Origin of the sequence: Andreprevotia chitinilytica DSM 18519, from assembly GCF_000711875.1 — a bacterium.
Taxonomy (GTDB): domain Bacteria; phylum Pseudomonadota; class Gammaproteobacteria; order Burkholderiales; family Chitinibacteraceae; genus Andreprevotia; species Andreprevotia chitinilytica.
This window is the reverse complement of the sequence record NZ_JONM01000001.1, coordinates 41,420-64,954: the sequence shown is the minus strand read 5'-3', so window position 1 is coordinate 64,954 and position 23,535 is coordinate 41,420. Positions and strand designations below refer to the sequence as shown.

24 protein-coding genes are annotated in these 23,535 nt (G+C 56.9%); 6 read left to right on the top strand and 18 right to left on the bottom strand.

The features are described 5' to 3' along the window. Positions 1–55 precede the first annotated feature (55 nt). Positions 56–1,219: an aminotransferase-like domain-containing protein gene (locus tag BR41_RS00325; protein ID WP_035051500.1), complete on the bottom strand. Its 1,164-nt coding sequence runs from the start codon at positions 1,217–1,219 to the stop codon at positions 56–58. A 194-nt stretch (positions 1,220–1,413) separates the two neighbouring features. Between BR41_RS00325 and BR41_RS00320 the strand changes: the two genes are divergently transcribed. After that, the gene (locus tag BR41_RS00320; protein ID WP_051709638.1) at positions 1,414–1,896 is read left to right on the top strand and encodes a MarR family winged helix-turn-helix transcriptional regulator; all 483 of its coding nucleotides are present in this window, start codon (positions 1,414–1,416) and stop codon (positions 1,894–1,896) included. A 21-nt stretch (positions 1,897–1,917) separates the two neighbouring features. On the opposite strand, the gene BR41_RS00315 is transcribed toward BR41_RS00320, so the two are convergent. Both BR41_RS00315 and pmbA read right to left on the bottom strand, forming a co-directional pair. Further along, positions 1,918–2,544, bottom strand: a complete 627-nt coding sequence (locus BR41_RS00315) for a DNA-3-methyladenine glycosylase family protein (protein ID WP_035051498.1) — start codon at positions 2,542–2,544, stop codon at positions 1,918–1,920. Continuing rightward, entirely contained in the window at positions 2,544–3,875 is a 1,332-nt protein-coding gene (pmbA, locus tag BR41_RS00310; RefSeq protein WP_035051496.1) for a metalloprotease PmbA, read from the bottom strand. Before pmbA ends, BR41_RS00315 begins: the two co-directional genes overlap by 1 nt. A 355-nt stretch (positions 3,876–4,230) precedes the next feature. Between pmbA and yjgA the strand changes: the two genes are divergently transcribed. From yjgA to BR41_RS00290, 4 genes are read left to right on the top strand one after another with little or no spacing between them, the layout of a single operon-like run. Beyond that, positions 4,231–4,797: a ribosome biogenesis factor YjgA gene (yjgA, locus tag BR41_RS00305; protein ID WP_051709635.1), complete on the top strand. Its 567-nt coding sequence runs from the start codon at positions 4,231–4,233 to the stop codon at positions 4,795–4,797. Beyond that, positions 4,794–5,456: an HAD-IA family hydrolase gene (locus tag BR41_RS00300; RefSeq protein ID WP_051709632.1), complete on the top strand. Its 663-nt coding sequence runs from the start codon at positions 4,794–4,796 to the stop codon at positions 5,454–5,456. Before yjgA ends, BR41_RS00300 begins: the two co-directional genes overlap by 4 nt. Beyond that, positions 5,449–6,051, top strand: a complete 603-nt coding sequence (mog, locus tag BR41_RS00295) for a molybdopterin adenylyltransferase (RefSeq protein WP_084186728.1) — start codon at positions 5,449–5,451, stop codon at positions 6,049–6,051. Before BR41_RS00300 ends, mog begins: the two co-directional genes overlap by 8 nt. Positions 6,052–6,076: 25 nt before the next feature. After that, positions 6,077–6,742: an alpha/beta hydrolase gene (locus BR41_RS00290; protein WP_035052325.1), complete on the top strand. Its 666-nt coding sequence runs from the start codon at positions 6,077–6,079 to the stop codon at positions 6,740–6,742. A gap of 83 nt (positions 6,743–6,825) precedes the next feature. Here the strand turns inward: BR41_RS00290 and BR41_RS00285 are convergent, their stop codons facing one another. The 13 genes from BR41_RS00285 to rpoE form a co-directional block, all read right to left on the bottom strand. Then, positions 6,826–8,532 (bottom strand): cyclic-di-GMP receptor FimW-related protein, encoded by a 1,707-nt coding sequence (locus BR41_RS00285; RefSeq protein ID WP_035051494.1) that lies wholly within the window; start codon positions 8,530–8,532, stop codon positions 6,826–6,828. Between the two features lie 12 nt (positions 8,533–8,544). Then, on the bottom strand, positions 8,545–8,916 hold the full coding sequence (locus BR41_RS00280) for a SpoIIAA family protein (protein WP_035051489.1): 372 nt from the start codon (positions 8,914–8,916) through the stop codon (positions 8,545–8,547). Between the two features lie 214 nt (positions 8,917–9,130). Further along, positions 9,131–9,883, bottom strand: a complete 753-nt coding sequence (recO, locus tag BR41_RS00275) for a DNA repair protein RecO (RefSeq protein ID WP_035051487.1) — start codon at positions 9,881–9,883, stop codon at positions 9,131–9,133. 24 nt (positions 9,884–9,907) lie between these two features. Then, positions 9,908–10,840 (bottom strand): GTPase Era, encoded by a 933-nt coding sequence (gene era, locus BR41_RS00270; protein WP_035051484.1) that lies wholly within the window; start codon positions 10,838–10,840, stop codon positions 9,908–9,910. Positions 10,841–10,868: 28 nt separating this feature from the next. After that, on the bottom strand, positions 10,869–11,570 hold the full coding sequence (rnc, locus tag BR41_RS00265; protein ID WP_035051481.1) for a ribonuclease III: 702 nt from the start codon (positions 11,568–11,570) through the stop codon (positions 10,869–10,871). Positions 11,571–11,581: 11 nt separating this feature from the next. Beyond that, a complete protein-coding gene (locus BR41_RS00260) occupies positions 11,582–11,941 on the bottom strand; it encodes a DUF4845 domain-containing protein (protein ID WP_051709629.1) in 360 nt (119 codons plus the stop codon). 160 nt (positions 11,942–12,101) lie between these two features. Continuing rightward, positions 12,102–13,058 carry a signal peptidase I gene (lepB, locus tag BR41_RS00255; RefSeq protein WP_035051477.1) on the bottom strand — a complete coding sequence of 319 codons (957 nt, stop codon included), beginning with the start codon at positions 13,056–13,058 and terminating at the stop codon, positions 12,102–12,104. Between the two features lie 12 nt (positions 13,059–13,070). Then, positions 13,071–14,864, bottom strand: coding sequence for a translation elongation factor 4 (gene lepA / locus BR41_RS00250; protein ID WP_035051476.1), 1,794 nt, complete (start codon positions 14,862–14,864; stop codon positions 13,071–13,073). A 224-nt stretch (positions 14,865–15,088) separates the two neighbouring features. Further along, entirely contained in the window at positions 15,089–15,331 is a 243-nt protein-coding gene (locus tag BR41_RS00245; protein ID WP_035051474.1) for a glutaredoxin family protein, read from the bottom strand. Next, positions 15,328–16,944, bottom strand: a complete 1,617-nt coding sequence (locus tag BR41_RS00240; protein WP_245615770.1) for a DegQ family serine endoprotease — start codon at positions 16,942–16,944, stop codon at positions 15,328–15,330. Before BR41_RS00240 ends, BR41_RS00245 begins: the two co-directional genes overlap by 4 nt. Positions 16,945–17,025: 81 nt before the next feature. Next, positions 17,026–18,000: a MucB/RseB C-terminal domain-containing protein gene (locus BR41_RS00235; RefSeq protein ID WP_169741219.1), complete on the bottom strand. Its 975-nt coding sequence runs from the start codon at positions 17,998–18,000 to the stop codon at positions 17,026–17,028. Positions 18,001–18,005: 5 nt separating this feature from the next. Beyond that, on the bottom strand, positions 18,006–18,509 hold the full coding sequence (locus tag BR41_RS22505; RefSeq protein WP_169741218.1) for a sigma-E factor negative regulatory protein: 504 nt from the start codon (positions 18,507–18,509) through the stop codon (positions 18,006–18,008). A gap of 31 nt (positions 18,510–18,540) precedes the next feature. Next, positions 18,541–19,152 carry an RNA polymerase sigma factor RpoE gene (gene rpoE, locus BR41_RS00225; protein WP_035051470.1) on the bottom strand — a complete coding sequence of 204 codons (612 nt, stop codon included), beginning with the start codon at positions 19,150–19,152 and terminating at the stop codon, positions 18,541–18,543. A 166-nt stretch (positions 19,153–19,318) separates the two neighbouring features. On the opposite strand from rpoE, the gene nadB reads away from it, so the two are divergent. Next, positions 19,319–20,899, top strand: coding sequence for an L-aspartate oxidase (gene nadB / locus BR41_RS00220; protein ID WP_035051469.1), 1,581 nt, complete (start codon positions 19,319–19,321; stop codon positions 20,897–20,899). Between the two features lie 49 nt (positions 20,900–20,948). Here the strand turns inward: nadB and BR41_RS00215 are convergent, their stop codons facing one another. Next, positions 20,949–21,920, bottom strand: a complete 972-nt coding sequence (locus BR41_RS00215) for a FecR family protein (protein WP_035051468.1) — start codon at positions 21,918–21,920, stop codon at positions 20,949–20,951. Between the two features lie 309 nt (positions 21,921–22,229). After that, entirely contained in the window at positions 22,230–23,432 is a 1,203-nt protein-coding gene (locus tag BR41_RS00210; RefSeq protein WP_035051467.1) for an aspartate aminotransferase family protein, read from the bottom strand. Positions 23,433–23,535 lie beyond the last annotated feature (103 nt).

Below are 23,535 nucleotides of genomic sequence, written 5' to 3'. Positions count from 1 at the left end.
CCACACGCGGGCCATGCCCTTGGTAGAGCCCATTTTTCGCATCAATTCAAGACTTTCATGCCACCAACGCTGCCAGACGGTTTGCTTCATGCAACAGGGCAGCCAATCGCTCCGCACCGGTCAGAATCGCCGCCGGATCGGCATGGCTGAAGTTGAGGCGCAAATAACTCACATCGGGTGTCCCGGCGAAGAAGGCATCGCCCGGCATGACGGCAATGCCGGCATCCAACCCGGCAGCCAGCAAGGCGCGCATATCGACCGGTTGCCGCAGCTTCACCCAGAAGAACAAACCACCCACCGGCACCTGCCAACTCGCCAGCTCACCCAGATGCTGTGACAGCGCCACGTGCATCGCATCGCGCCGTTCGCGGTAGATTGGCAGAACACTTGCAACGTGCGCTGCCAATTCATTGCGCTCCAGGCAGTCGGCTACCAGCGCCTGGCTCAGGCGGTTGCTGTGCAAATCAGCCGCCTGCTTGAGGCGGGTCAGCGGGGTGATGAAATCGGGATGGACGATCAGATAGCCCAACCGCAAGCCGGGGGCGAGTGTCTTCGAAAACGAGCCCTGGTAAACCCAACGGGCACGCCGCAAACGACCGGTAATTGGCTGCGGGGCCGGTGCATCGTAGGCCAGATCGCGATAAGGGTCGTCTTCGAACAAGATGCCATCTGCAGCGTCCAAGCTGGCTGCAACGGCATCGCGCTCGGCATCGCTATAGCAATAGCCAGAAGGATTCTGGAAGGTGGGAGTGAGATAGGTGAAACGAGTTTGCGCCAGCTGCTGCTGTAGCGCCTCGATATCCGGCCCGTTATCGCCAACGGTGAAGCCACGGATATCCGCGCCGAACAAGCGAAACGCCTGCAATGCCGCCAGATAGGCTGGCGCTTCGGCCAGCACCGGCGTGCCCTCGTCGATCAGCAGCTTGCTGACGAGATCGATCCCTTGCTGCGAGCCATTAACGATCAACACCTGCGCCGCAGTGCAATCGAGGCCCAGTGATCGACCATGTGCAGCGACCAGCTCACGCAAGCGCGGCTCGCCCTCGGTTTGGCCGTATTGCCAGATATCCGGCAGCTTGCCGTCCGGCAGGCTGGGTTGATACAAGGCTTCTTCGGCCGGCAGGCCGCCAGCAAACGAGATCATGTCGGGCCGCGTGGCTGCGGCGAGGATGTCGCGAACCAGCGACGAGGTGAGGCGGTCGATGCGGCGGGCCAGCATGGGAAACTCCTTGAACGTGAACAGCCATTGGCAAGCGCCAAGGCCAAAAATTCCTGCTCACGTTGTGCGTGCCGCCGATGTCGCTGATCTACCTTACGCGGATGGGCGCGGCACTCAACGACCCGAACGCAGGTGAAATGCAATTAGGTCATGTATATTGACCAATATTCCGAGCAAGGCAAAACAAAGTCAATATGCTTGACCAAAATTACCCAAATCCCGCTGATCAACCGACTGAAGCGCAAGCCATCGAACTGCTGTTCTACGGCTACCGCGCCTTCACCGCCAAGCCCGATGCCTTGCTGGCCGAACGCGGTCTCGGCCGGGTGCATCACCGAATCCTCTATTTTGTCGGCCAGCAACCCGATGCCGCCATCGGCGAATTACTGGCGCGGCTGCGCGTGAGCAAACAAGCGCTCAACGGCCCTTTGCGCGAGCTACAACAGGTGGGTTTGATCGAGGCCGTATCTTGCGACGAGGACAAGCGGGTAAAGCGGCTGCGGCTCACTCAAGCCGGCGCAGCATTGGAAGCTGAACTCACAGCGAGCCAAGCCAAGCTGCTGCGTACCGTACTGGATAAGGCAGGGCCGGCAGCCGAAGCGGGCTGGCTGCAAGTGATGGTGGAGTTAGCGGCTGCGGATGCCGAACCGCCGGCAGGCCAAGAAGTATCTCAGTAGATAGGGGGCGTTGGCGGTCAATCAGTAGGAAACCGGCACCGGCTCCAGACTGCGCCAGAAATACCACGTCGCCACCGTGCACCACGGCTGCCAGCGTTCGGCCAGCTTGCGGATATCGGCTTTGGGCAGCCGTTCACCTCCGTGATAATTCAGCGCCACCGCCTTGATCAGGCCGATATCGTCCAGTGGCAACACGTTCGGGCGCAGCAGGTGGAACATCAGGAACATCTCGACCGTCCAGCGACCGATGCCACGAATGCTGGTCAGCTCGCTGATGATGGCATCGTCATCCCATTCCACCCAGTCAGCGGGTTCGAGACGCCCTTCTGCGTGGTGTTTGGCCAGGTCTTTCAGGTATTCCACTTTGCGGGCAGAAAGGCCGCAGGCGCGTAGTGCATCGAATTCAGCCTGCAAGACGCGATCGCTTTCCATGACTTCCAGATGCGCCAGCACTTTCCGGTAAACCGAATCGGCCGCCTTCACCGAAATCTGCTGGCCGACGATGGAACGCGCCAGTGTCTGAAACGCATCGCCGCGCCCTTCCAGGCTGATTTGCGGATAGGTGGCGATCAGTTTCGCCAGAATTGGATCGGCAGCACTGAGGTCCGCGCAGGCTTGGTCCCAATAGTCCGGCTTGCCGATCAGCATCAATCGCCCGCCACGGTCAGTTTGTCGATCAGGGTCGAGCCGACGCGCTTGCTGCTCGATGGCAGGATGTCATCGCCGATGCCGACGATGCCCTTGAAGATGTCGCGCAAATTGCCGGCAATGGTGATTTCCTCGACCGCGTACTGAATCACACCCTTCTCGACCCAGAAACCCGCCGCGCCGCGTGAGTAATCGCCAGTCACCATATTGATGCCGTGGCCGAGCAGCTCGGTGACCAACAGGCCAGTGCCGAGTTGCTGCAGTAGTTGTTCGAATGTCGCGGTCGCATCCACTAGCAGATTGTGCGGCCCCCCCGCATTGCCGGTGGTTTCCATGCCCAATTTGCGCGCGCTGTAGCTGGACAGGAAATAGCCGTTCAACACACCCGCCTGTACCAGCTCACGCCGCGTCGTTGCCACGCCTTCGCCATCGAAAGCGCCGCTGGCCTGCCCCCGCAACAGGAACGGGTCTTCAACGATATTGACGATGGGCGAGAACACCGACGTGCCGAGGCTATCCACCAGGAAGCTCGATTTGCGATACAGGCTGGAACCGCTCACTGCCGATACCCAATGTGAAATCAGCGAAGCAGCCACTGGCGCTTCGAACAACACTGGATATTCACCGGTTTTGACCCGGCGTGCGCCGAGCCGGCGTACAGCTCGCTCACCCGCCTTGCGACCAACTGATGCCGCCGAATCCAGATCGGCCTGCGCCCGCGCGCTGGTGTACCAGTAATCACGCTGCATACCAGATTCGTCTTCGGCGATCAGCGCAGCAGAAATGCTATGGCGAGAACTGTCGCCGTGACCGAGAAAGCCTAGCGAGTTGGCATATACCCAGCGCGTCGCCGAGGTATTGACTGTTGCGCCTTCCGAGTTGTCGATCCGCTCATCGACGCCCTGCCCGGCTGCTTCGCACTCTTTAGCCAGCTCAATGGCGGCTTCAACCGGCAATTGCCACGGGTGGTAAAGATCGAGATCAGGGAATGCGGTGGCGAGGCGGGTTTTATCGGCCAAACCGGCGAATTCATCTTCGGCGGTGTAGCGGGCAATCGCCAGCGCGGCACCAACGGAGTCGATCAAAGCCTGTTTGGAGAAATCCGAGGTACTCGCGTGGCCCTTGCGCTGGCCGAGGTAAACCGTGACGCCAACACCCTTGTCACGGTTGTATTCAATGGTCTCCACCTCCCCCAAGCGCACCGACACATTCTGGCCGACGCCTTCCGAGGCATCGACTTCCCCGGCGGTCGCGCCTTGGCGTTGCGCCTCTTCAAGCACGAATTGGGCGAGATCGGTGAGCTGCTGCTGGCTGAAGCTGAATTCGGACACGGGGCTTCCTTGTGAGGTAGGCGGGACTTAGGCTCTGTTGACGTTAGATTAGTTTTTACGCGACCGGGTATTTTGCCCCAAGACCGGGCATTCAACGTGCCGTGGTACGGGTACCATCAGCGGCGAATAACGCAGGATTGGGCAAAAGACCCAGTCGCCCAAAGGGCAAGCCCGCCAGCATGCCGGATGCTTTGTCGCCAATGCTCACAAAGCGCCAGCCTTGCTTGCGCTTGGCTTCGCGCGCCGACAAGCTGGCGGGCTTGCGTAAAAGCTAATCTAACGTCAACAGAGCCTTAGGTTAGGTGTAGTTGGGGTTTAGTAGGATAATAACGCTTTTGGCTCACGCATTCCCGCCATGGCAAAGCACAACAGCAGCAAACAAGACGCAGACGACGAAATCGAGACCGTCAGCAAATCCCAGATGAAGCGCGACTCGATTGCGCTGCAAGAACTGGGGGCCGCACTAATCCCGGTCGACAAGAAACGACTGGAAAGCCTGCACCTGCCAGAGCGCCTGCTGACCGCCATTCTGGATGCCAAGCGTATTACCGCTAACGGCGCGACGGCGCGGCAGAAGCAGTACATCGGCAAACTGATGCGTGATGTAGACCCGGCCCCGATTCGTGAACTGCTTGACGCGATGGCTGGCGTCTCTGATCGCCACAATGCCTGGCTGCATCAACTGGAACGTCTGCGCGACCGCTTGATCGATGACCCGAAGGCACTGGAAAGCTTCATCGTCGAGCACCCACAGGCTGATATCCAGCAGCTGCGCCAACTGATCCGCAATGTGCTGAAAGAGCGCGAGCAACTCAAGCCACCGAAAGCCTTCCGCGAGTTGTTTCAAGTGCTTCGAGAATACATCCCCGAGCCAGCGCTGCCCGGCACCGACGCAGACGCATTCGATGGAGACGAGGCGTGATTGCAAGCCAAACCTTCGCGGCGGTGTTCTTCGATATGGATGGCACCCTGATCGACTCGACCCCAGCCATCGAACTGGTGTGGCGGCGTTGGGCTGAGCGGCACGGCGTTGATGTCGACCTGCTGTTGAGCAAGATCCATGGCCGGCGCGGACAGGAAGTCATTCCGGAAGTCGCGCCGCATCTCGATGTTGCTGAAGAAGTTCGCCAACTGATCGCCGAAGAATCCGTCACCCTGGACGGCACGGTACGGATCGCCGGCGTGGAAACCGCCCTCGCCTCGCTGGGCGACGCGAAATGGTCCATCGTCACCTCGGCCACCCACGGCCTCGCCGCCGCCAAACTGGGCTTTGTCGGCTTGGCTATCCCCAAGCACTTGATTGGCAGTGAAGACGTCAAGAACGGCAAACCACACCCGGAACCGTATCTACTGGCTGCGGAACACCATCAAGTTCAGCCGGAACAATGCCTGGCATTCGAAGACGCGATCAGCGGCATCCGCTCTGCCAAGGCAGCAGGCATGACCGTCGTTGCCCTCGCCACTTCCCATCTGGTCGAACAGCTGACCGAAGCCGATCTGATCATCCGCGATTGGCACGATGTTGCGTTTCATATCACAGCAAATGGCATTCAGCTGCAGGTGCTGCGCGAACATGGCTGAAGCAATGCTGAAGATCGGGTTGGTTTCGATTTCTGACCGTGCCTCCAGCGGCGTGTATGAAGACAAGGGATTGCCTGCGCTAGCGGATTGGCTCTCTCATGCACTGGCAACCCCATTCACACTGGAACAGAAACTGATTCCGGACGAACAGCCACTGATCGAGGCCACGCTGAAGATGCTGGTCGATGAACTCGGCTGCCAGCTGGTACTCACCACCGGCGGCACCGGCCCGGCCCAACGTGACGTAACGCCGGATGCAACGCTCGCTATCGCCGACCGGGTCATGCCGGGTTTCGGTGAGCAAATGCGCCAGATCAGCCTGTATTACGTGCCGACCGCGATCCTCTCGCGCCAAGTCGGCGTGATTCGCGGCGACAGCCTGATCCTCAATCTACCGGGCCAGCCCAAGGCGATTGCCGAGACGCTGGAAGGCGTGAAGGACGAGGCTGGCAAGGTCGTCGTGCATGGCATCTTTGCGAGCGTGCCCTACTGCATCCAGCTGCTCGATGGCCCGTACATCGAAACCCGGCCCGAGGTCGTGACGGCCTTCCGACCGAAGTCGGCCATACAAGCCACGGCCCAAGCCAAGCCATAAACACCATCAAACCCAAGGATTGGAAGTGAGCGAACTGCTACCCTGCGTGGAAATCGAAACCGGCCCCCAGCCAACCGCCAGTGTCATCTGGTTGCACGGGCTTGGCGCTGACGGGCATGACTTCGCGGCCATCGTGCCTGAGCTTGGCCTGCCAGATGGCCTAGCAACCCGCTTCCTGTTTCCGCATGCGCCCCATATGCCGATCACCTGCAACAACGGCTATGTGATGAGGGCGTGGTACGACATCCTTTATTTCGACGAAATCAGTCGCCATGCCGATACCGATGGCGTCAAGGCGTCGATCGAGATAATCCGTGCGCTCATCGCCAACGAAAACGCGCGCGGCATACCGAGCGAGCGCATCATCCTCGCCGGGTTCTCGCAAGGCGGCGCCATTGCCTACACCGCAGGGCTTTTGCATCCCGAACAGTTAGCCGGCATCGTTGCGCTTTCCACCTATTTGCCCGCACCCGAATTGCTGACGAGCGACGCGTTACAAACCAATACCCCGGTTTTCGCAGCTCACGGCACGGGTGATCCGGTCGTACCGTTTGCACTTGGGCAACAGGCAGCGAGCAAAGTGGAACAACTTGGCAACACGGTGGAATGGCATGCGTATCCGATGCCGCATTCGGTCTGCTTGCCGGAAATACAGGCCATTGGCCGCTTTCTGACAAAATTGCTGAGCTGATCTTCGCTGCGCTGCGCAAACAAAAACGGCACTCGAAAGTGCCGTTTTTGCTTAATGCCTTTGCTGGCATGCGGGGCAAGCACTCAGCTTTCCTGTCGTAGCACCTGCACCGTCACCCAAGTCCATTCCACACCTTTTTCAAGCACCGACCCCAAGCTCACCGTAAACACCCGCTCACGCGCCTGCACCCGATAGACACGCCCCAAGCTGTAGTCCGCCGAGCGGATCAACAGCGTATTGACGTTAGCGCCCTCAACTTGATGCGGGATATAGAGCGCCGTACGCATATTCGGCAGCTCAACGCCAAACGGCGACATCTCAGCGACCGAAATCTGCTCCAGTCGATCTTGCTCGTCAGAATGCATGCTGACCGCAACCGGCGTGCTCGACAGCACCTGCACGCCTGCATAGACCTCGTCATCGCTCTTGCGGCTAAGACGCCGAACGACGCAAACCTGCCAGTTTTCATTCGCGCTCAAACGCAATCCGAGCAGCAAACCAGGGCGAACCCACTCGTTGTCGGAAAAACGCATCAGTGCGCCATAACCGCCGTTCGATTCGTTCTGGATCTCCCAAGTCGTCCAGTCTTGCTGCTTGACGGGGACGGTGTATGGATTTTGCGTCTGCTTCGATCGCGTACGCGAAGAAACGAAACCGTACAGGCGCATATCCATGATTTCGTCGTAATCGACCTGCGTCTTGGCTTCGGTGGGCTGCCGCGAGTATTTATCGTTGTCCGAGCGGACATGCGTGTAAATGCGATCCAGGCCGTGCACGATATCTGCCGCCTTTTGCACATCATGGCGCTCGCTTCGCTTCACTTCCGCATTGCGAATGGCCATGGTCCAGAAGACATCGAGGTGCTTCAGCAGCTCGACACTCGCCGGAGATCTGGCCTCGGAGCCCAGCCCCAGATCCTTGGGCGCAGCGCCTTGCTCAACACGGCGCAACACATCCTGCACGTCCGACATCATGTCGAACAGCCCCCAATAACGGAACGGCTCACCGCTGGAATCGGGCTGAATTTTCTGTGGGCCGGCAGGCGCCTGTAAATTGATGCAGAAATGGTGCCGATCCGGTTGGAGCTTGCGCGCCAATTGAATCAGCTTGGACCAGCGATCCAGCCACTGATCAACCCAGTCAAGCTGGCGTACCGAAAGATTGTTGTTCGATACCGTTGCCAGCATCAGGATCTGGATGTATTCGTCGGCGCAAGAAGTCACTTCATCCGGGTGGTGCGCATAGAGCGCAAACGGATTGCTGTCGAAACCATCCACCTCTGAAATACGATAAAGGCGATGGATCAGCGTCCAGAGCTCGCCAGGTACTTTTTCAAAGTGAAAGTAATACCATTTTGCCTGAATCGACAGGTAATGAAGGCTGCGCGCCAATACCTTGGGCATCAGCTCTTCAAATTTGGCTTTTTCCACCGATCCAGGCTCATGCTGGACAAACCGCTGATAAGCCAACACCCACGTCTGCGAAAATCCGCCAATGTCACGCCAAAGCTTCTGTTCAATTTCCTTGGACATGCGTGGATTGGAAATGTACTGATAGCAAATCGCTTCGAAGCCGGATTGCGCCGCCTCATCGATCGCCATCAGCGCCTGCAGCATTTCCACATTCAGTTTGCGCGGCGTGTTCAGGAAATCATCTAGCGTCTGCAATATCTTGACGCGCTGAGTGGGTGGGTCATCCTGGTCCAGCTTGGCGATCCACCCTTGGGCCTGCTTCAGGCCAACCAAGGGAGATTTATCGCGGGATAGCAGATTATTGAGCAATTCGCGCATATCGGTATCGTATCAAGCGGTGGCTTTCATGTCGGAGAGGTTTTCGTTCAACCAGCCCTGGGCGCTTTCCAGATCGTCGAACACCTCGATTTCTGCTTCTGAAATCAATTGATTGAGCCAGGCTGACCAAGTCACCCACTGATCATCGGCAACAATGGCAATGCGCTTGAAATCCCGGCGGTGCGCTCTGACAAACTGGATTTCTTCCACAGCCATATCCAGCGTATAGCCCAGCATTTCAGTCAGATCGAATAACAGGCTGGCTGAACCATGGAATCTGAGCTCATACAACACGTTATCTTCAAATTCACGATAATCGTGAACGGTGAATTCATGGACCACCGCAACATGCAGATAATTGGGTTCGTGGCTGATGGTAATCATAGTGCCTCCGCAAGCCTTTCTCTAATGCTCTGGGTCAGCATAGGCGATTTGCTCCACCGCCGCCCCGGCCATGTTGCACTTGACCAAGGGACGAGGCACACACCACGCCTTGCACACGCCTAAAACCTAAGCTGTCGAGCGCTGATTTTACTGGTCATCACGATTTTGTGACAGCGCTACGCCGACGCAAACCGGCCTATTGCTTCACCGATTGCTACAGTTGCTGCAAATCCAGCAGTAACTGCCGCGTATGCAGGTTCAAATCCCCGAGCACCTCGGCAAATGCTTGCCGCATCAAGATTTTTGTTTGCGCAAGCGCGCGTTCGCTACTGAAACAGCGCTTTGAAACATCCAGCAAGGTCTGACCGTCGTAACTGGGCAATCCGGGCCGGGATGGGACAATGCCGTTGGCCGGCAAATAGGCGTAGCTACTACCAACATCCACCGGCGTGCCATCGACGCAAGTAAGCCAATCTGGCGCGACGCCAAGATCGGCCAGCATGCCCAGTTCAAAGCTGCGCAATATGGGCTCGACCGACTGCCCTTGCTTGAGCGTGGTCAACGCGCGAATAGCGTCAAAATAAGCGACAAACAAAGTCGGGCGCGGCTCATCACGCTGCAACAACTTCATCAGCAGCTCGTTCAGATAGAACCCACACAGCAGCGGCAAACCGACCAATTGAGGCGATCCACCCTGCCACTCTGCGACGTGCAGCGTTTTGACATCGCCTGCGCCAAACCAGGACATCAACACCGGCTGAAACGCCAGCAACACACCGCGCAACTGCGAGCCGGGCCGCTGAGCACCACGTGCCACGATCATCAACCGGCCGTAATCCCGGCTGAAGACATCCAGCAGCTTGCTCGTCTCGCGATAGGGATATTGATGGAGGACAAAGGCCGGCTGCGCATCGATACGCTCGACCTTGCCCCCGGCCTTCCGGCTGCCGCGAACAGATGCCTTCATTGCGATGCGGTTGCGACTCGCGGTTTATTCGTAGCCAAACTGGCGCACCAGTCGGGTATCGTCCGCCCAGCCACTTTTGACCTTGACCCAGACTTCCAGAAACACCTTGGCTTCGAACAGTTTTTCCATGTCCTGCCGCGCCTCACTGGCGATCCGCTTGAGCTTTTCACCATTCTTGCCGATCAGGATGGCTTTCTGGCTATCGCGATCAACCAGAACAGCGGCATGGATATGACGCAACTCGCGGCCATCCTTGGTTTCTTCTTCGACAAATTTTTCGATTTCGACGGTCATGGCATAGGGCAACTCATCCCCCATCAAACGGAAGATTTTCTCCCGAATGATTTCTGCAGCCAGGAAACGCTCGTTGCGATCGGTGATCTGGTCTTCTTCGTAGAAAGGGACCGACTGCGGCAGCATCGGCTCAACGGCCTGCATCAACACGTCCAGCTTCTGCGCTTTCTGTGCGGAAATCGGCACGATCGCGGCAAAATCGCGTTGTTGCGCCATGCTCGACAAGAATGGGAGCAATGTTGCCTTGTCGGTGATTTCGTCCACTTTATTGATGACCAACACGACTGGCGTCTGCTTCGGCAATAGCTTCAGCACTTCCTGATCAGCAGCCCCGAACCGGCCAGCCTCGATCACGAACAAAATCACATTCACGTCCGCGAGCGTGGTCGTCACGCTACGATTCATCGCCTGATTCAAGGCATTGCGATATTTGGTCTGAAACCCCGGCGTATCTACAAAGACGAATTGCGCAGTTTCAGAGGTATATATGCCAGTAACCCGATGCCGAGTCGTTTGCGCTTTCTTGGAGGTAATACTGATTTTCTGGCCAATCAGCTGATTCATCAGCGTCGACTTGCCAACATTGGGGCGGCCGACAATCGCAACGAAGCCGCAACGAAAATCGCTCGGAGCCGTAGGCTCGATCATTGTTTCTTCAGACATGGTATTCAATACTCCAACCGGAGCGGGCTTAAAGCCGCTTGCCGGGATGACGATCCCTGAGGATGGATAGTGCCTCTGCCGCAGCTGATTGCTCGGCAATCCGGCGGCTTGGCCCTTCCGCCCGGGTTTCCACCTGCAAGGTGGCAATCCGGCAGCCGACTTCGAACACCTGATTGGGTGATTCACCGTCTTGCCGCAGCACCAGATATTCCGGCAAAGCTTGCTTGCGTGCCTGCAGCCATTCTTGCAAACCGGTTTTTGCGTCTTTCAACGCTTGCGTCGGATCGATTGCTGCGATTTTGCTCTCGAATAGTCGCAAAACCACCGCTTCTGCTGCATCAAAACCACCATCCAGCCAGATCGCCCCAAAGATGGCCTCAAGCGCATCGGCCAGGATCGACGGACGCCGATGACCACCGCTTTTGAGTTCTCCTTCACCCAGCCAGAGATAGTCGCCAAGTTGCAAACCACTGGCGACATCCGCCAAGGCTTCCTGCCGAACCAAGCTAGCGCGCAGACGCGACAGCTCGCCTTCAGACCAAGCGGGGAATTTCAGATACAGCGTACGCGCAATCGTGGCATTCAACACGCCATCGCCGACGAACTCCAGCCGCTCGTTGTGCGTGGACGAATGGCTGCGATGCGTAAGCGCCTGCTTGAGTAGCAATGCGTTCGAAAAATGATAACCGAGCGCCTGAATCAGGCGCTCGGGAGAAAGGACTACAGACACAATAGATAGACTTAGTTAGCGCCGCTGGATTTGCTGTACTGGAAATCGAACAACAGGCTGATATTGGCAACCAGCGGAACAGTCTGCTCGTAATTCACCGAAACCGTTGTACGCCCACCCGTTTGGCTGATTGCGAGATCGCTAGCGTGAACTGCTGAAATATTGCTGATCTCGGCATGCTTGGAAAATGATTCCTTGATCGCAGCAGGCGGTGCACCAGCTTGATCACGCACCACGTTATCGATCGCCTTCCTGACCGACATATATTCAACATAAGTCGGAATCACTTTCATCACGACCAAGGCCACGAGAACGACGACAATCGCAACCATGATAAACCCAAAAAAACTCAAGCCCCGCTGCGCACGCATAGTGGATCTCCAATCAGCCATTTATATTATTGAGCGATATTACAAATGATGCAGCCTATCAGGCCAATACAGCGATGATATTTCACACCACCGTACGGCCTCGGCCCAGCAACCTTTTGTCATCATAGCGGCAGTTTTTACAACTGCCGGGCTCTTCTGCTTAGTGCACTACTGTTCCAATCCGACCAAGCTGCTTGAGGTTGAACCAGACAAAAAACGCCTTACCAACAATGTACGAATCCGGCACAAAACCCCAGTAGCGGCTATCGGCGCTGTGGTCGCGATTGTCCCCCATCATGAAGTAGTAACCGTCGGGAACAGTGCAAGCAAAGCCATCGTCGTCGTAGCGGCAATTCTCGCGATACGGAAAATCAGCGACTTGTGACAACTGGACTGGCGGCTGATTGGGAACGGACAGCGTGTAGTAGTCCCGATCACCATACTTTTCCATTTGCTGCTCATTGCTGACCAGCGCCAAGCCCTCCTGATAATCAAGCGGGCCAGCCGGCATCGTAGGCACTGCCTTGCCATTAATGGTCAAGCGCTTGTGACGATATTCAACGGTATCACCCGGCACACCAATCACACGCTTGATGTAATCGATCTTGGGATTGCCCGGGAAATTGAACACCATCACTTCACCATGCTGCGGCTTGCCAAGCGGCACGATCACATTATTGAGAATCGGCAAGCGAATGCCGTAAGCGAATTTATTGACCAGAATAAAGTCACCGACGACCAAACCCGGCCGCATCGATGAAGATGGAATCTGATAAGGCTCGACCACAAAGGCGCGCAACAGAAAAACCACCAGAATCACCGGGAAAAATCCTCGGCCATACTCGACCCAATCCGCTGGCTGAGCATCGCCGCGCTTCTTCGCCAGCATGAATTTATCCAGTGCCCAAACCACGCCCGTCACCAACACAAACAGCAACATTGCCCAGGCAATCGACAACGTTTGCACCAGCAAGACAAATACGCCAATGATGGCGGCCATATAGCCGAACTGCACCAGTTGCGGCGGCTCGTTATTCTTCCGCTCTTGTTTGGCACCGAGTCCGATCAGGATCGGGCCAAGGATAACCAGGGCAATGCCGATATAAAGCCAGTTCATGCGGGGTCCTTGTTATTTGTCTGAAACCTGGAGAATCGCCAGGAAGGCTTCCTGTGGAATTTCCACATTGCCAACCTGTTTCATGCGCTTTTTACCTGCCTTTTGTTTCTCAAGCAGTTTCTTCTTGCGGGTAATGTCGCCACCGTAGCACTTGGCCAATACGTCTTTGCGCATGGCTTTGACGGTTTCACGCGCAATGATGTTCGCGCCAATCGCAGCCTGGATTGCGATATCAAACATTTGCCGTGGAATGAGTTCACGCATTTTCGATACCAATTCGCGCCCGCGATACACGCTGGTCCCGCGATGCACGATCAAGCTCAACGCATCGACTTTCTCGCCGTTGACCAGCACGTCAAGCTTGACCAGATCATCAACCTGGAACTGCTTGAAATCGTAATCGAGTGAGGCATAGCCACGACTGACCGATTTGAGCTTATCGAAGAAGTCCATTACGACTTCGGCCATCGGCAGATCGTAAGTCAGCATGACTTGCCGGCCCATGTACTGCATGTTTCGCTGGGCACCGCGCTTCTGATTGCACAGTGTCATCACTGCACCGACATAGTCCTGTGGCACCAGAATCGTTGAAGTGATGATTGGCTCGCGAATTTCCTCGATCTTGCCAAGATCCGGCAGGCGGGATGGGTTTTCGATCTCGATGATCGAGCCGTCTTTCATCAGTACCTCATACACCACCGTCGGCGCGGTCGTGATGAGATCCATATCGAACTCGCGCTCCAGCCGCTCCTGCACGATTTCGAGGTGCAAAAGGCCGAGGAAGCCACAGCGGAAACCGAAACCAAGCGCCTGTGAGACTTCGGGTTCGAAATGCAACGAGGCATCGTTCAAGCGCAGTTTTTCCAGGGAGTCACGCAATGACTCATAGTCGTGGCTTTCCACTGGATAAAGGCCGGCAAACACCTGCGATTTGACTTCCTTGAACCCAGGCAAGGGCGCTTCTGCGGCCGGTTTTACGTGGGTGATCGTGTCGCCCACTTTCGCGCTCGCCAACTCTTTGATGCCAGCAATCACGAAGCCCACTTCACCGGCCCGCAACGCATCACGTTGCACAGTTTTCGGGGTAAACACCCCGACCTGCTCGCATAAATTCTGCGCTTTGGTCGACATGAACAGCAATTTGTCTTTTGGCTTGATTTCGCCATCGACCACACGCACCAGCATCACGACGCCAACATAATTGTCGAACCAGGAATCGACAATCAGCGCCTTGAGCGGCCCCGCCGGGTTCCCCGTCGGAGGCGGTATCTTGTTGACGACTTCTTCGAGGATGTCTTCGATACCGATGCCGTTCTTGGCCGAGGCGCGCACCGCATCAGTTGCATCGATGCCGACAATGTCTTCAATCTCGTCGATCACGCGCTCTGGCTCAGCAGCGGGCAAATCGATCTTGTTCAGTACCGCGACCACCTCGACACCTTGTTCGATGGCGGTATAACAGTTGGCAACCGTTTGCGCTTCGACACCTTGCGAAGCATCGACGACCAGCAAAGCCCCTTCGCAAGCAGCGAGCGAGCGGCTGACTTCATAGCTGAAATCAACGTGCCCCGGGGTATCAATCAGGTTCAGGTTATAAACCTTGCCATTGCGAGCCTTGTATTGCAGCGCAGCGGTTTGCGCCTTGATCGTAATGCCGCGCTCTTTCTCGATATCCATCGAATCGAGCACTTGCGCACTCATTTCCCGCAGCTCCAGACCGCCGCAAAACTGAATAAAGCGATCGGCCAGCGTGGATTTGCCGTGGTCGATGTGGGCAATGATGGAGAAGTTGCGAATGTGATCCATGGACTTCCGTGTTACGAAAAAAGGGCACGCAACGCGTGCCCTGTATATGTGCTGTGGGGGCTGATTTTACCGGATTTTGGCCAAACACGTGTTGGCTGATTGAGACGCGGTGCAAACCGCCAATCGTTTTGCACCGCGTCGAGCAAAAGCCCCGTACTCAGGGTTGGTTAGATAACAGCCATTCTGGAGCCTTTCAAGACCGCCCCTTCGACCCATCGACGCATTTAGCGCGCGCCCAGCCAATCATTCAATGCGGCCAGATCGAGATGGTAGTGACAGATCTCTTTGCCCTCAGCCGTCTCGAGCACGGGCACCAATTCACCGTAACGTTCTTCAAGTCCGTCATCGTCATCGATATCAACCCAACGGACTGAAAAACCACGATTTGGTGCCAACGATGCCAGTTGCTCGCGCATTGTGGTGCACAGCGAACAATACTCGCGACCATATAGCGTCAAAGCGCTCATTTTTCCGCCTTTTCCGGGGCCTTGATCGACATAAACAAGGCACCGTCACCGCGCATGACCCTTAGTGGCAACGTTTCACCGGGCTTGAGTGCATTCAGCGCACCGCGCAGTTGCTGCATGCTGGTGAGGTCACTACCACCGATGCCGGCAATCACGTCATTCTGTTGTATCCCGGCACGAGCTGCCGCACCAATCGCCCCTTGCACCAACAAGCCAAACTTGATCCCGATTTCCTTCAGTTGCCGCGGATTGAGTTCGCGAACCGTCAAGCCGAAACGATTGCTATCTTCTTGCGCCTGCCCGCCCTTGTACTCGCGCTCACGGCTGGAGCCCGTCGCGACATCCAGCTTGCCAATCGTGACGCTGACATCACGCGCCACACGGTCACGCCAGATTTGTACCTTGGCAATCGTCGCCGGCTTGGTCGCAGTAACGAGTCGCGGCAGATCGCTGGTAGTCTGGATCGCTTGGCCGTTGTACTTGAGGATGATGTCGCCCGCCTTGAGGCCAGCCTTGTCAGCCGGGCCGTCTTTCTCGACAGCAGACAACAATGCCCCGCCCGCCTTGGTCAGGCCGAAGCTCTTCGCCAGTTCCTCGCTGACTTCCTGAATTGTCACGCCGATTTTGCCGCGCGTGACATGACCATTGGCTTTGAGCTCTTCCGCGACTTTCATCGCGACATCAATCGGGATCGAGAACGACAACCCCATGAAGCCGCCGGAACGGCTATAAATCTGCGAATTGATACCGACCACTTCACCGCTTAGATTGAACAGCGGGCCGCCCGAGTTACCGGGGTTGATCGCAACGTCGGTCTGAATAAATGGAACGAATGTCTCGTCCGGCAAGCTACGGCCCTTGGCGGAGACGATGCCAGCCGTTACCGAGTTCTCAAATCCAAATGGTGCGCCAATGGCAGCGACCCACTCCCCGACTTTCAGTTTCTCGGAGTTGCCAATGTCCACCTTGGGTAAGTTGGTCGCTTCGATTTTCAACAAAGCAACATCCGTGCTGGCATCCGACCCAATTACTTTGGCCTTAAATTCACGCTTGTCCGTCAGCTTGACCTTGATCTCGTCCGCCTGGGCAATCACGTGCGCATTGGTGAGGACATAACCCGCCGAGTCAATGATGAAACCCGAACCCAGCGATTGTGCTTGTCGCTCCTGGGGCTGGTCAGGCTGACCACGCTGCAGCGGCGGGGTTGGGAAACCAAAGCGGCGGAACAGATCGAATACATCGTCATTCGGACCACCCTGGCCAACCGCAGCAGTTTCGCGAATCGTCGCGGTGGTCGAGATATTAACGACAGCTTTGCCTTCTTTTTCGACAAGCTGGGTAAAGTCGGGCAATGCGACCGCAGGAGTGGCAGCTTGAGCCGCGGCCGAAAAACCGAGCGCCAGAAGCCCGGCAATAAGCCAGTGTTTCTTTATCATCACTTGTTCATCCATCCACAAAGCAAGGTTAGTTAATTGAAGACGCTTCGTTTCATTGGCAAACGAGCCGGCTAAACACCGATGCGCCAGCCGACAGCGTGATGCTTTCACTAAATAAGCGAGCAAACCAAACGCCGGCGGCATCTTGCAAGACAACGCTTGGTTCAGCTCGTTCACGGCAAAGTCATTTTTCACGCGATCAAGAATCAGTTGCGCCGGAACTCAGGAAAGCAATCAATTCAGCCGCGGCTCGGTCGCTTATTTATCTTTGAATTGATAAAGCGAGCTGAACAACTGAACGGTTTCAGGTGGTACCTCACCCAGTGCAGTCAGCAAATAAGGGCCTGCTTGTCGCGCAAAAACGCTCATGCCACCTTGCACCGTAATGCCAACCGGTTCGCGATTATCGAAGGGCTCGATAAATATGGAAACCACCACCAAGCCATCACTGTATAGCTGATGGGTCACCGGTTTATCTCGGCCTGGCATTGGCCGCTGCATTTGCTTGATCAACACAAAACCAGCAGGAGCAGACTTCACATCCCATTGCCTGCTACTGGCGGCAGGCATTGTCTGGCCAGACTCGACTTGCACTGGCTTGAGCGGGTGGGCGGATCGTAGCAATTTACGGCTGATATCCCCACCAATCTGGATTTGCGAGAAAACCTGCATTTCCAGCAGTTCGCGCCGCGCGCCCAACATGGCGGCTTTCAGCGTTAAGCCGGTTTCTGGCTGAACCCAAAAACGGTGTTGGAAACGCAGTTTATCTTTGGGTTCGAAATCGTAAATATCGGTTTCAAAACCGGCAACGCGCTCACGCCCGACGGCACGAATCTGGTATCCGGCCAAGACCTGCTCGGCTTGATCTGGCAATTGGCGGGGAAACAACTTGGCCAAGTGATGACGATCCAGGGAAATCGTCGAATTGTCCGGGGTATAGATGCTGACTTGGTCGCCTTGCCGCAGATATTCGCGCGGCGGGCCATCAAGTGACTCGCGCCGCTCGGCATCAAAATTGCCGTCGCGAATATGCACAACGCGCATCGCTTCAATCAGATCGCCGCGCTGGTGAATATAAACGCCTTGATATGACAGCTCTTGGGGAGCATGCGCCATGCGTCCCAAGAGCTGGGCCGCTTCTTGATTCGACAATAAATCAGCAGCACAGACGAGCGCTGGCGCAAGAAAACCCATCGCGAACAAAAGGCGCGCATATCGTTGCAAACCAAGCATGTGCATCATCGAGTTGCTTGTGCCTGATAAGAAACGGCCATTACATCCTGATTGGTAAATGGATTACCAAGATCTGCGCGGTGCGCGGCGATATAGGCACGCAGCCGACTCGTATCCGCAGTCGTCTGCGGTGTAGCGTTTTGCGCAAACTGTGCCCCCCCTGAAGGCAGGGAGGGTTGGGAGGCACCGTGATAAGCCTGCCAGGCGACGAGGCTGACGAACGCGACCGACGCTGCGACGGAAAATGGTGCCACTGCACGTTTGAGGATATCGCGCTTGCGGCGGCGAGCGGCCGGGGCAATCACGATTGGCTCTGCCGCCAGCCGAACACTGAAGCGCTCCATGAAATCAGGCGAAAGCAGCGGATGCTCATTGAGCGCATCACCCACCATATGCCAGTGCTGCCAGTCTTTTTTCAGCGCCGGATCAACAGCAAGCGCCGCAAGCAACTGGTCGCATTCAGCGTGGGGAAGTTCGCCATCAACCAGTGCAGACAGTTTTTCTTTCATTTGCATGACCTTCCAAAAGCCTCTTCAACCCTTACCAGCGCCGATCCTTACCAACCGAATCCAGCAGTGGCCTGAGTTTGTTCGCAATCGCTTCACGTGCGCGGAATATCCGCGAACGCACAGTTCCGATCGGGCAGTTCATCAATCCAGCGATATCTTCGTAGGACAAACCTTCCATCTCACGCAAGGTGATCGCTGTGCGGAGCTCTTCCGGAAGGCCGTCGACAGCCTCGTTTACGGTTCTGACAATCTCCCTGTTTGAGAGTTCAGACTCCGGCGTCGCATGATCCGGGATTTGTGCCGCCGCATCGAGTGTCTCACCTTCTTCGTCCTCATAGTCAGCCACAAGTTGCGGACGACGACCTTGAGACGCTAGATAATTTTTAGCTGTATTGATCGCAATGCGGTAGAGCCAAGTGTAGAACGCCGATTCACCACGGAAAGACGGCAGCGCACGATAGGCTTTGATGAAAGCCTCTTGGGTCACATCTTCGATTTCTGCCGCGTCACGGATGAGGCGTGACAACAGCCGGGCGATACGTCGCTGATACTTGATCACCAGCAATTCGAACGCGTGCTTGTCGCCGGCTTGTACCCGTGCAACCAGTTCTGCGTCGATATCCCGTTCGGTGGGTTTTTCCAATGCGTGCTCCGTACGGTCGGGCTGTATGCAATCCGGATACAGATCGTGGCTGACAAGCGGATTTGCAAGCACCGACAAGCCGGCGATTCTGACGGAGCCAGCCGGCCCCGGCAAGCGCAAGCGCTCTGTTATATTTACCTGTCTTATCGGTTGGATGGAACAAGCAATGCGGCAATTCGACGTACTGATCGTGGGAAGCGGACTGGGTGGCATGACCATCGCACTGCATCTGGCGGACAAGCTCAAAGTGGGTCTCATCACCAAGCGCAATCTGCGCGATGGCGGCAGTGGCTGGGCGCAAGGCGGCATTGCTGGCGTGCTGGACGACCACGACAGTGTCGAGCTACATATCAACGATACCTTTGTCGCTGGTGCCGGTCTGTGCGATCCCGAAGCAACCCGTTTCATCATCGAACACTCTCGCGAAGCCATCGACTGGCTGATCGCCATGGGCGTGCCCTTCACCAAGGATCAGTCCGGCGACATCAACTATCACGGCTATCACCTGACCCGCGAAGGGGGCCACAGCCACCGCCGCATCATTCATGCCGCCGATGCGACCGGGGCAGCCGTCATTGAAACGCTGGCGACCAAGGTGGCGGCGCACCCGAATATTTCCGTGTTGGAAAACCACATCGCGCTGGATCTGATCACCTCGAAAAAGCTCGGCCAGGACACGCAACGTGTCTGGGGCGCCTATGTGTACAACATCGAGACCGACAGCGTTGAGACGGTGCTGGCCAGCCACACCGTGCTGGCGACTGGCGGTGCAGGCAAGGTGTACCTCTATACCAGCAACCCGGATGTCGCGACCGGCGATGGCATTGCCATGGGCTGGCGCGCCGGCTGCCGGGTTTCGAACATGGAATTCATCCAGTTCCATCCAACCTGCCTGTATCACCCGGATGCCAAATCCTTCCTGATCACCGAAGCAGTACGTGGCGAAGGCGGCATTCTGCGACTACCGGATGGCACACGCTTCATGCCGGATCATGATGAGCGCGCCGAACTCGCCCCGCGTGATGTGGTTGCCCGCGCCATCGACTTCGAGATGAAAAAAGGCGGTTACGACTGCGTTTATCTCGATATCAGCTACAAACCAGCGCGCTTCGTCAAAGAACACTTCCCGACCATCTACCAACGCTGCCTGGAGCTCGGCATCGATATCACCAAGGAACCGATTCCGGTCGTGCCAGCTGCGCACTACACCTGCGGCGGACTGGTCGTCGACTTGAAGGGGCACACCGATGTAGCCGGTCTGTATGGCGTCGGTGAAGTGGCTTGCACTGGCCTGCATGGCGCGAATCGGCTGGCGTCAAACTCGTTGCTGGAGTGCATGGTACTTGGCAAGGCTGCCGCCGAAGACATCCTTGCCCAAGGCAAGATCAAATTGCCACAGGTGCCGGAATGGGATGAAAGCCGCGTTACCGATCCGGATGAAGAGGTGGTGATCTCACATAACTGGGACGAATTGCGCCGTTTCATGTGGGATTACGTCGGCATCGTGCGTACCAACAAACGCCTGGAACGTGCGCTGCACCGCATCCAGTTGCTACAAAGCGAAATCCACGAGTACTACAGCAATTTCCGCGTTGCCAACGACCTGATCGAGCTGCGCAATCTGGTGACGACGGCGGAATTGATCGTGCGTTGTGCAATGGCGCGCCAGGAAAGCCGGGGACTGCATTACAGCCGTGACTACCCGGATATGCTGCCGGACGCCAAGCCCACCATCCTGCAACCCTGATCGCCTTGGTCAATACCGTGCCGGATGCAGAAACGTCCGGCACGTACCTTCAATCGTTGCCACCACCACGCCCCTGCCCAGGGCCACCGCCGTGTATTCCCTCGCCGTGCTTGCCGCGACGGTGAGGATGCTCTTCCGGGCCGTGTCCGCCGTTGCGGTGCGCCCACTGTTTCACCCCTCCGACGAAGTCATGATGTGGCTGGCCTGCATGCTGCTTGTGTTCCTCCCGCAGCTTTTGGCGCCGCTCTTCACGATCTTGGGATACATGCTGCATCCGTGCTTCGACACGCTCCCGTCCCCGGTCAAGGCGAGCTGGATTGAGGGTAAAACCATCACCTGAACGCTGATGCAGCCGTTGCAATACGTTGTTGAGATGAACACGGCGGTCAAACTGCTGCAAGCGTGACCACACACCCAATTGCCGCGCCTGCATTGGCTCCGGTTTGCCTGTGCCACGCCCTCCCAGCCAGACGTTTTGCCGGGGGGAGACGTCCACCTTGCCGTTCGCCCCCTCGAACACCGTCCCACCGGCATGCACGGTGTGATAAGTGCCAGCTGGCATATCCGGATTGGTGTCGTCGGTCACCACAACAGCATCGTAATCGGTGCCCCGAATACCGATGGTTGCGGTCGGCGTATTCAGGCGATAGCTGCCCGGGTTCAGGTGACCGATTGCGCCAGTCACCGAGCGCATCGCCCCTTGCAGCAGCGAAAACCAGCTCTTGCCTTGCTGCGGGGTATCCGGGTCGTAGTGATACGCGTCGACGCGCAATTTGGCATTCTGGCGCAAGGAGACACTCGCACCGTCCTCCATGCTCAGCACCACCCAGCTATTCGCCGCTGTCGTGACGGTGTCACCGATATTCACTGCATCACCTGTATGCAGTGCGACAGGGGCAGCGGATGCGCGAATCACACTCACCGTGCCGCCCAAAGCATTCACCTTGCCGCCATCGGCCCAGATTCCGGTACACGCCAACGCGGTCACACATGCCAACAACAGCCCGGACCAGATTTTCATCATTCACTCCAAGATCATCGCAGTGGGGAACAACTGCCTACCCGCCATCCTGTTCAGCGTAGCCAACGGTACACTGCGCACAACACCGAATTTTAGCCGCGAATCAGGTTAGCCTCGCTTGCAATAGCCAAAGCTGACCTTTGCGCCAATTGATCGTGCCAGTACTCGCCGAACATCATTGCTGAAGTTTATGGCTTGGGTAAATCCAGTGTTTACCTGTCACGGCGACGGCCAGCCATACCGCTGACGCCGCTCCGATCAATAAAAACGCCCGGCAAGCCGGGCGTTTTTATTGCCAATATCGAAAAATCAGGCCACGAAGCGCTTCAGCGCCTTGGCAAGGCGCGCTAAACCTTCATCGATATCCGCATCCTCAATCACCAGCGATGGCGCCAAGCGGATCACATTCGGGCCAGCCATCAGCACCATCAAACCTTCTTCAGCAGCCAGGTTGAGGACGTCCTTGGCTTTGCCCTCATATTCCGGCTTCAACACCGCACCAATCAGCAGCCCCAAGCCACGCACCAGACTGAACACGCCAACGTCAGCATTGATCTTCTCAATCCCGGCCTTGAAACGGTCATGCTTAGTCTGCACGCCAGCCAGCACTGCCGGGGTAGTGATCACGTCCAGCACCGCACCAGCCACAGCGCAACCGAGCGGATTACCACCATAGGTGGTGCCATGAGTACCGGCCACCAGATGCTTGGCAATATCGGCCGTGGTCAGCATGGCACCAATCGGGAAACCGCCGCCCAGACTCTTGGCCGAGGTCAGGATATCCGGCGTCACGCTGAAGTGCTGATAGGCATACAGGCTGCCGGTGCGGCCGGCCCCCGTTTGCACTTCGTCGAAAATCAGGAAAGCGTTGTGCTTGTCGCAGAGTGCGCGCACGCCCTGCAGGAACTCCTTGGTTGCCGGCAGCACACCGCTTTCACCAAGGATCGGTTCCAGAATCACGCATGCGGTATCGTCATCAATCGCCGCTTCGAGCGATTTGAGGTCGTTGTATTCAAAGTGGCTGATGCCGGCCGGCTTGGGGCCAAAGCCATCGGAATACTTCGGCTGACCGCCGACGCTGACCGTGAAGAAAGTACGGCCGTGAAAACTGTTCAGCACCGACAGCACCTTGTGCTTTTGCGCACCGAAGCGCTCGATGGCGGCGCGGCGGGCGAGCTTGAGCGCAGCTTCGTTAGCCTCGGCGCCGGAATTGCAAAAGAACACCTTGTCGGCAAAGGTCGCATCGACCAGCTTCTGCGCCAGCGCCAGCGCTGGCTCGTTAGTGAACACGTTGGAGACGTGCCAGAGCTTGTTCGCTTGCTCGGTGATCGCCTTCACCAGCGCCGGGTGGCAATGACCGAGCGAGTTGACGGCGATGCCACCTGCGAAATCGACATACTCCTTGCCTGCCTGATCCCACACGCGGCTGCCTTGCCCGCGCACCGGCACGAAGGCGGCCGGGGCATAATTCGGCACCATGTATTGGTCGAAATCAGCGCGTGTAATGCTCATTGCAGTGTTCCTTATGTGATCTCAGTTTGATGTCAATGCTTGTTTCAACGCATGCGGGGGGCCGGAAACGAAAAAGGCCGCCTTGCGGGCGGCCTTTTTTCTG

Bases quoted from the DNA above. Each gene is read 5' to 3' on its own strand.
- BR41_RS00325 (WP_035051500.1), bottom strand. From the start codon at position 1,219: ATGCTGGCCCGCCGCATCGACCGCCTCACCTCGTCGCTGGTTCGCGAC.
- BR41_RS00320 (WP_051709638.1), top strand. From the start codon at position 1,414: ATGCTTGACCAAAATTACCCAAATCCCGCTGATCAACCGACTGAAGCG.
- BR41_RS00315 (WP_035051498.1), bottom strand. From the start codon at position 2,544: ATGCTGATCGGCAAGCCGGACTATTGGGACCAAGCCTGCGCGGACCTC.
- yjgA (WP_051709635.1), top strand. From the start codon at position 4,231: ATGGCAAAGCACAACAGCAGCAAACAAGACGCAGACGACGAAATCGAG.
- mog (WP_084186728.1), top strand. From the start codon at position 5,449: ATGGCTGAAGCAATGCTGAAGATCGGGTTGGTTTCGATTTCTGACCGT.
- BR41_RS00285 (WP_035051494.1), bottom strand. From the start codon at position 8,532: ATGCGCGAATTGCTCAATAATCTGCTATCCCGCGATAAATCTCCCTTG.
- BR41_RS00280 (WP_035051489.1), bottom strand. From the start codon at position 8,916: ATGATTACCATCAGCCACGAACCCAATTATCTGCATGTTGCGGTGGTC.
- recO (WP_035051487.1), bottom strand. From the start codon at position 9,883: ATGAAGGCATCTGTTCGCGGCAGCCGGAAGGCCGGGGGCAAGGTCGAG.
- era (WP_035051484.1), bottom strand. From the start codon at position 10,840: ATGTCTGAAGAAACAATGATCGAGCCTACGGCTCCGAGCGATTTTCGT.
- BR41_RS00260 (WP_051709629.1), bottom strand. From the start codon at position 11,941: ATGCGTGCGCAGCGGGGCTTGAGTTTTTTTGGGTTTATCATGGTTGCG.
- lepB (WP_035051477.1), bottom strand. From the start codon at position 13,058: ATGAACTGGCTTTATATCGGCATTGCCCTGGTTATCCTTGGCCCGATC.
- lepA (WP_035051476.1), bottom strand. From the start codon at position 14,864: ATGGATCACATTCGCAACTTCTCCATCATTGCCCACATCGACCACGGC.
- BR41_RS00245 (WP_035051474.1), bottom strand. From the start codon at position 15,331: ATGAGCGCTTTGACGCTATATGGTCGCGAGTATTGTTCGCTGTGCACC.
- BR41_RS00235 (WP_169741219.1), bottom strand. From the start codon at position 18,000: ATGCTTGGTTTGCAACGATATGCGCGCCTTTTGTTCGCGATGGGTTTT.
- BR41_RS22505 (WP_169741218.1), bottom strand. From the start codon at position 18,509: ATGAAAGAAAAACTGTCTGCACTGGTTGATGGCGAACTTCCCCACGCT.
- nadB (WP_035051469.1), top strand. From the start codon at position 19,319: ATGCGGCAATTCGACGTACTGATCGTGGGAAGCGGACTGGGTGGCATG.
- BR41_RS00215 (WP_035051468.1), bottom strand. From the start codon at position 21,920: ATGAAAATCTGGTCCGGGCTGTTGTTGGCATGTGTGACCGCGTTGGCG.
- BR41_RS00210 (WP_035051467.1), bottom strand. From the start codon at position 23,432: ATGAGCATTACACGCGCTGATTTCGACCAATACATGGTGCCGAATTAT.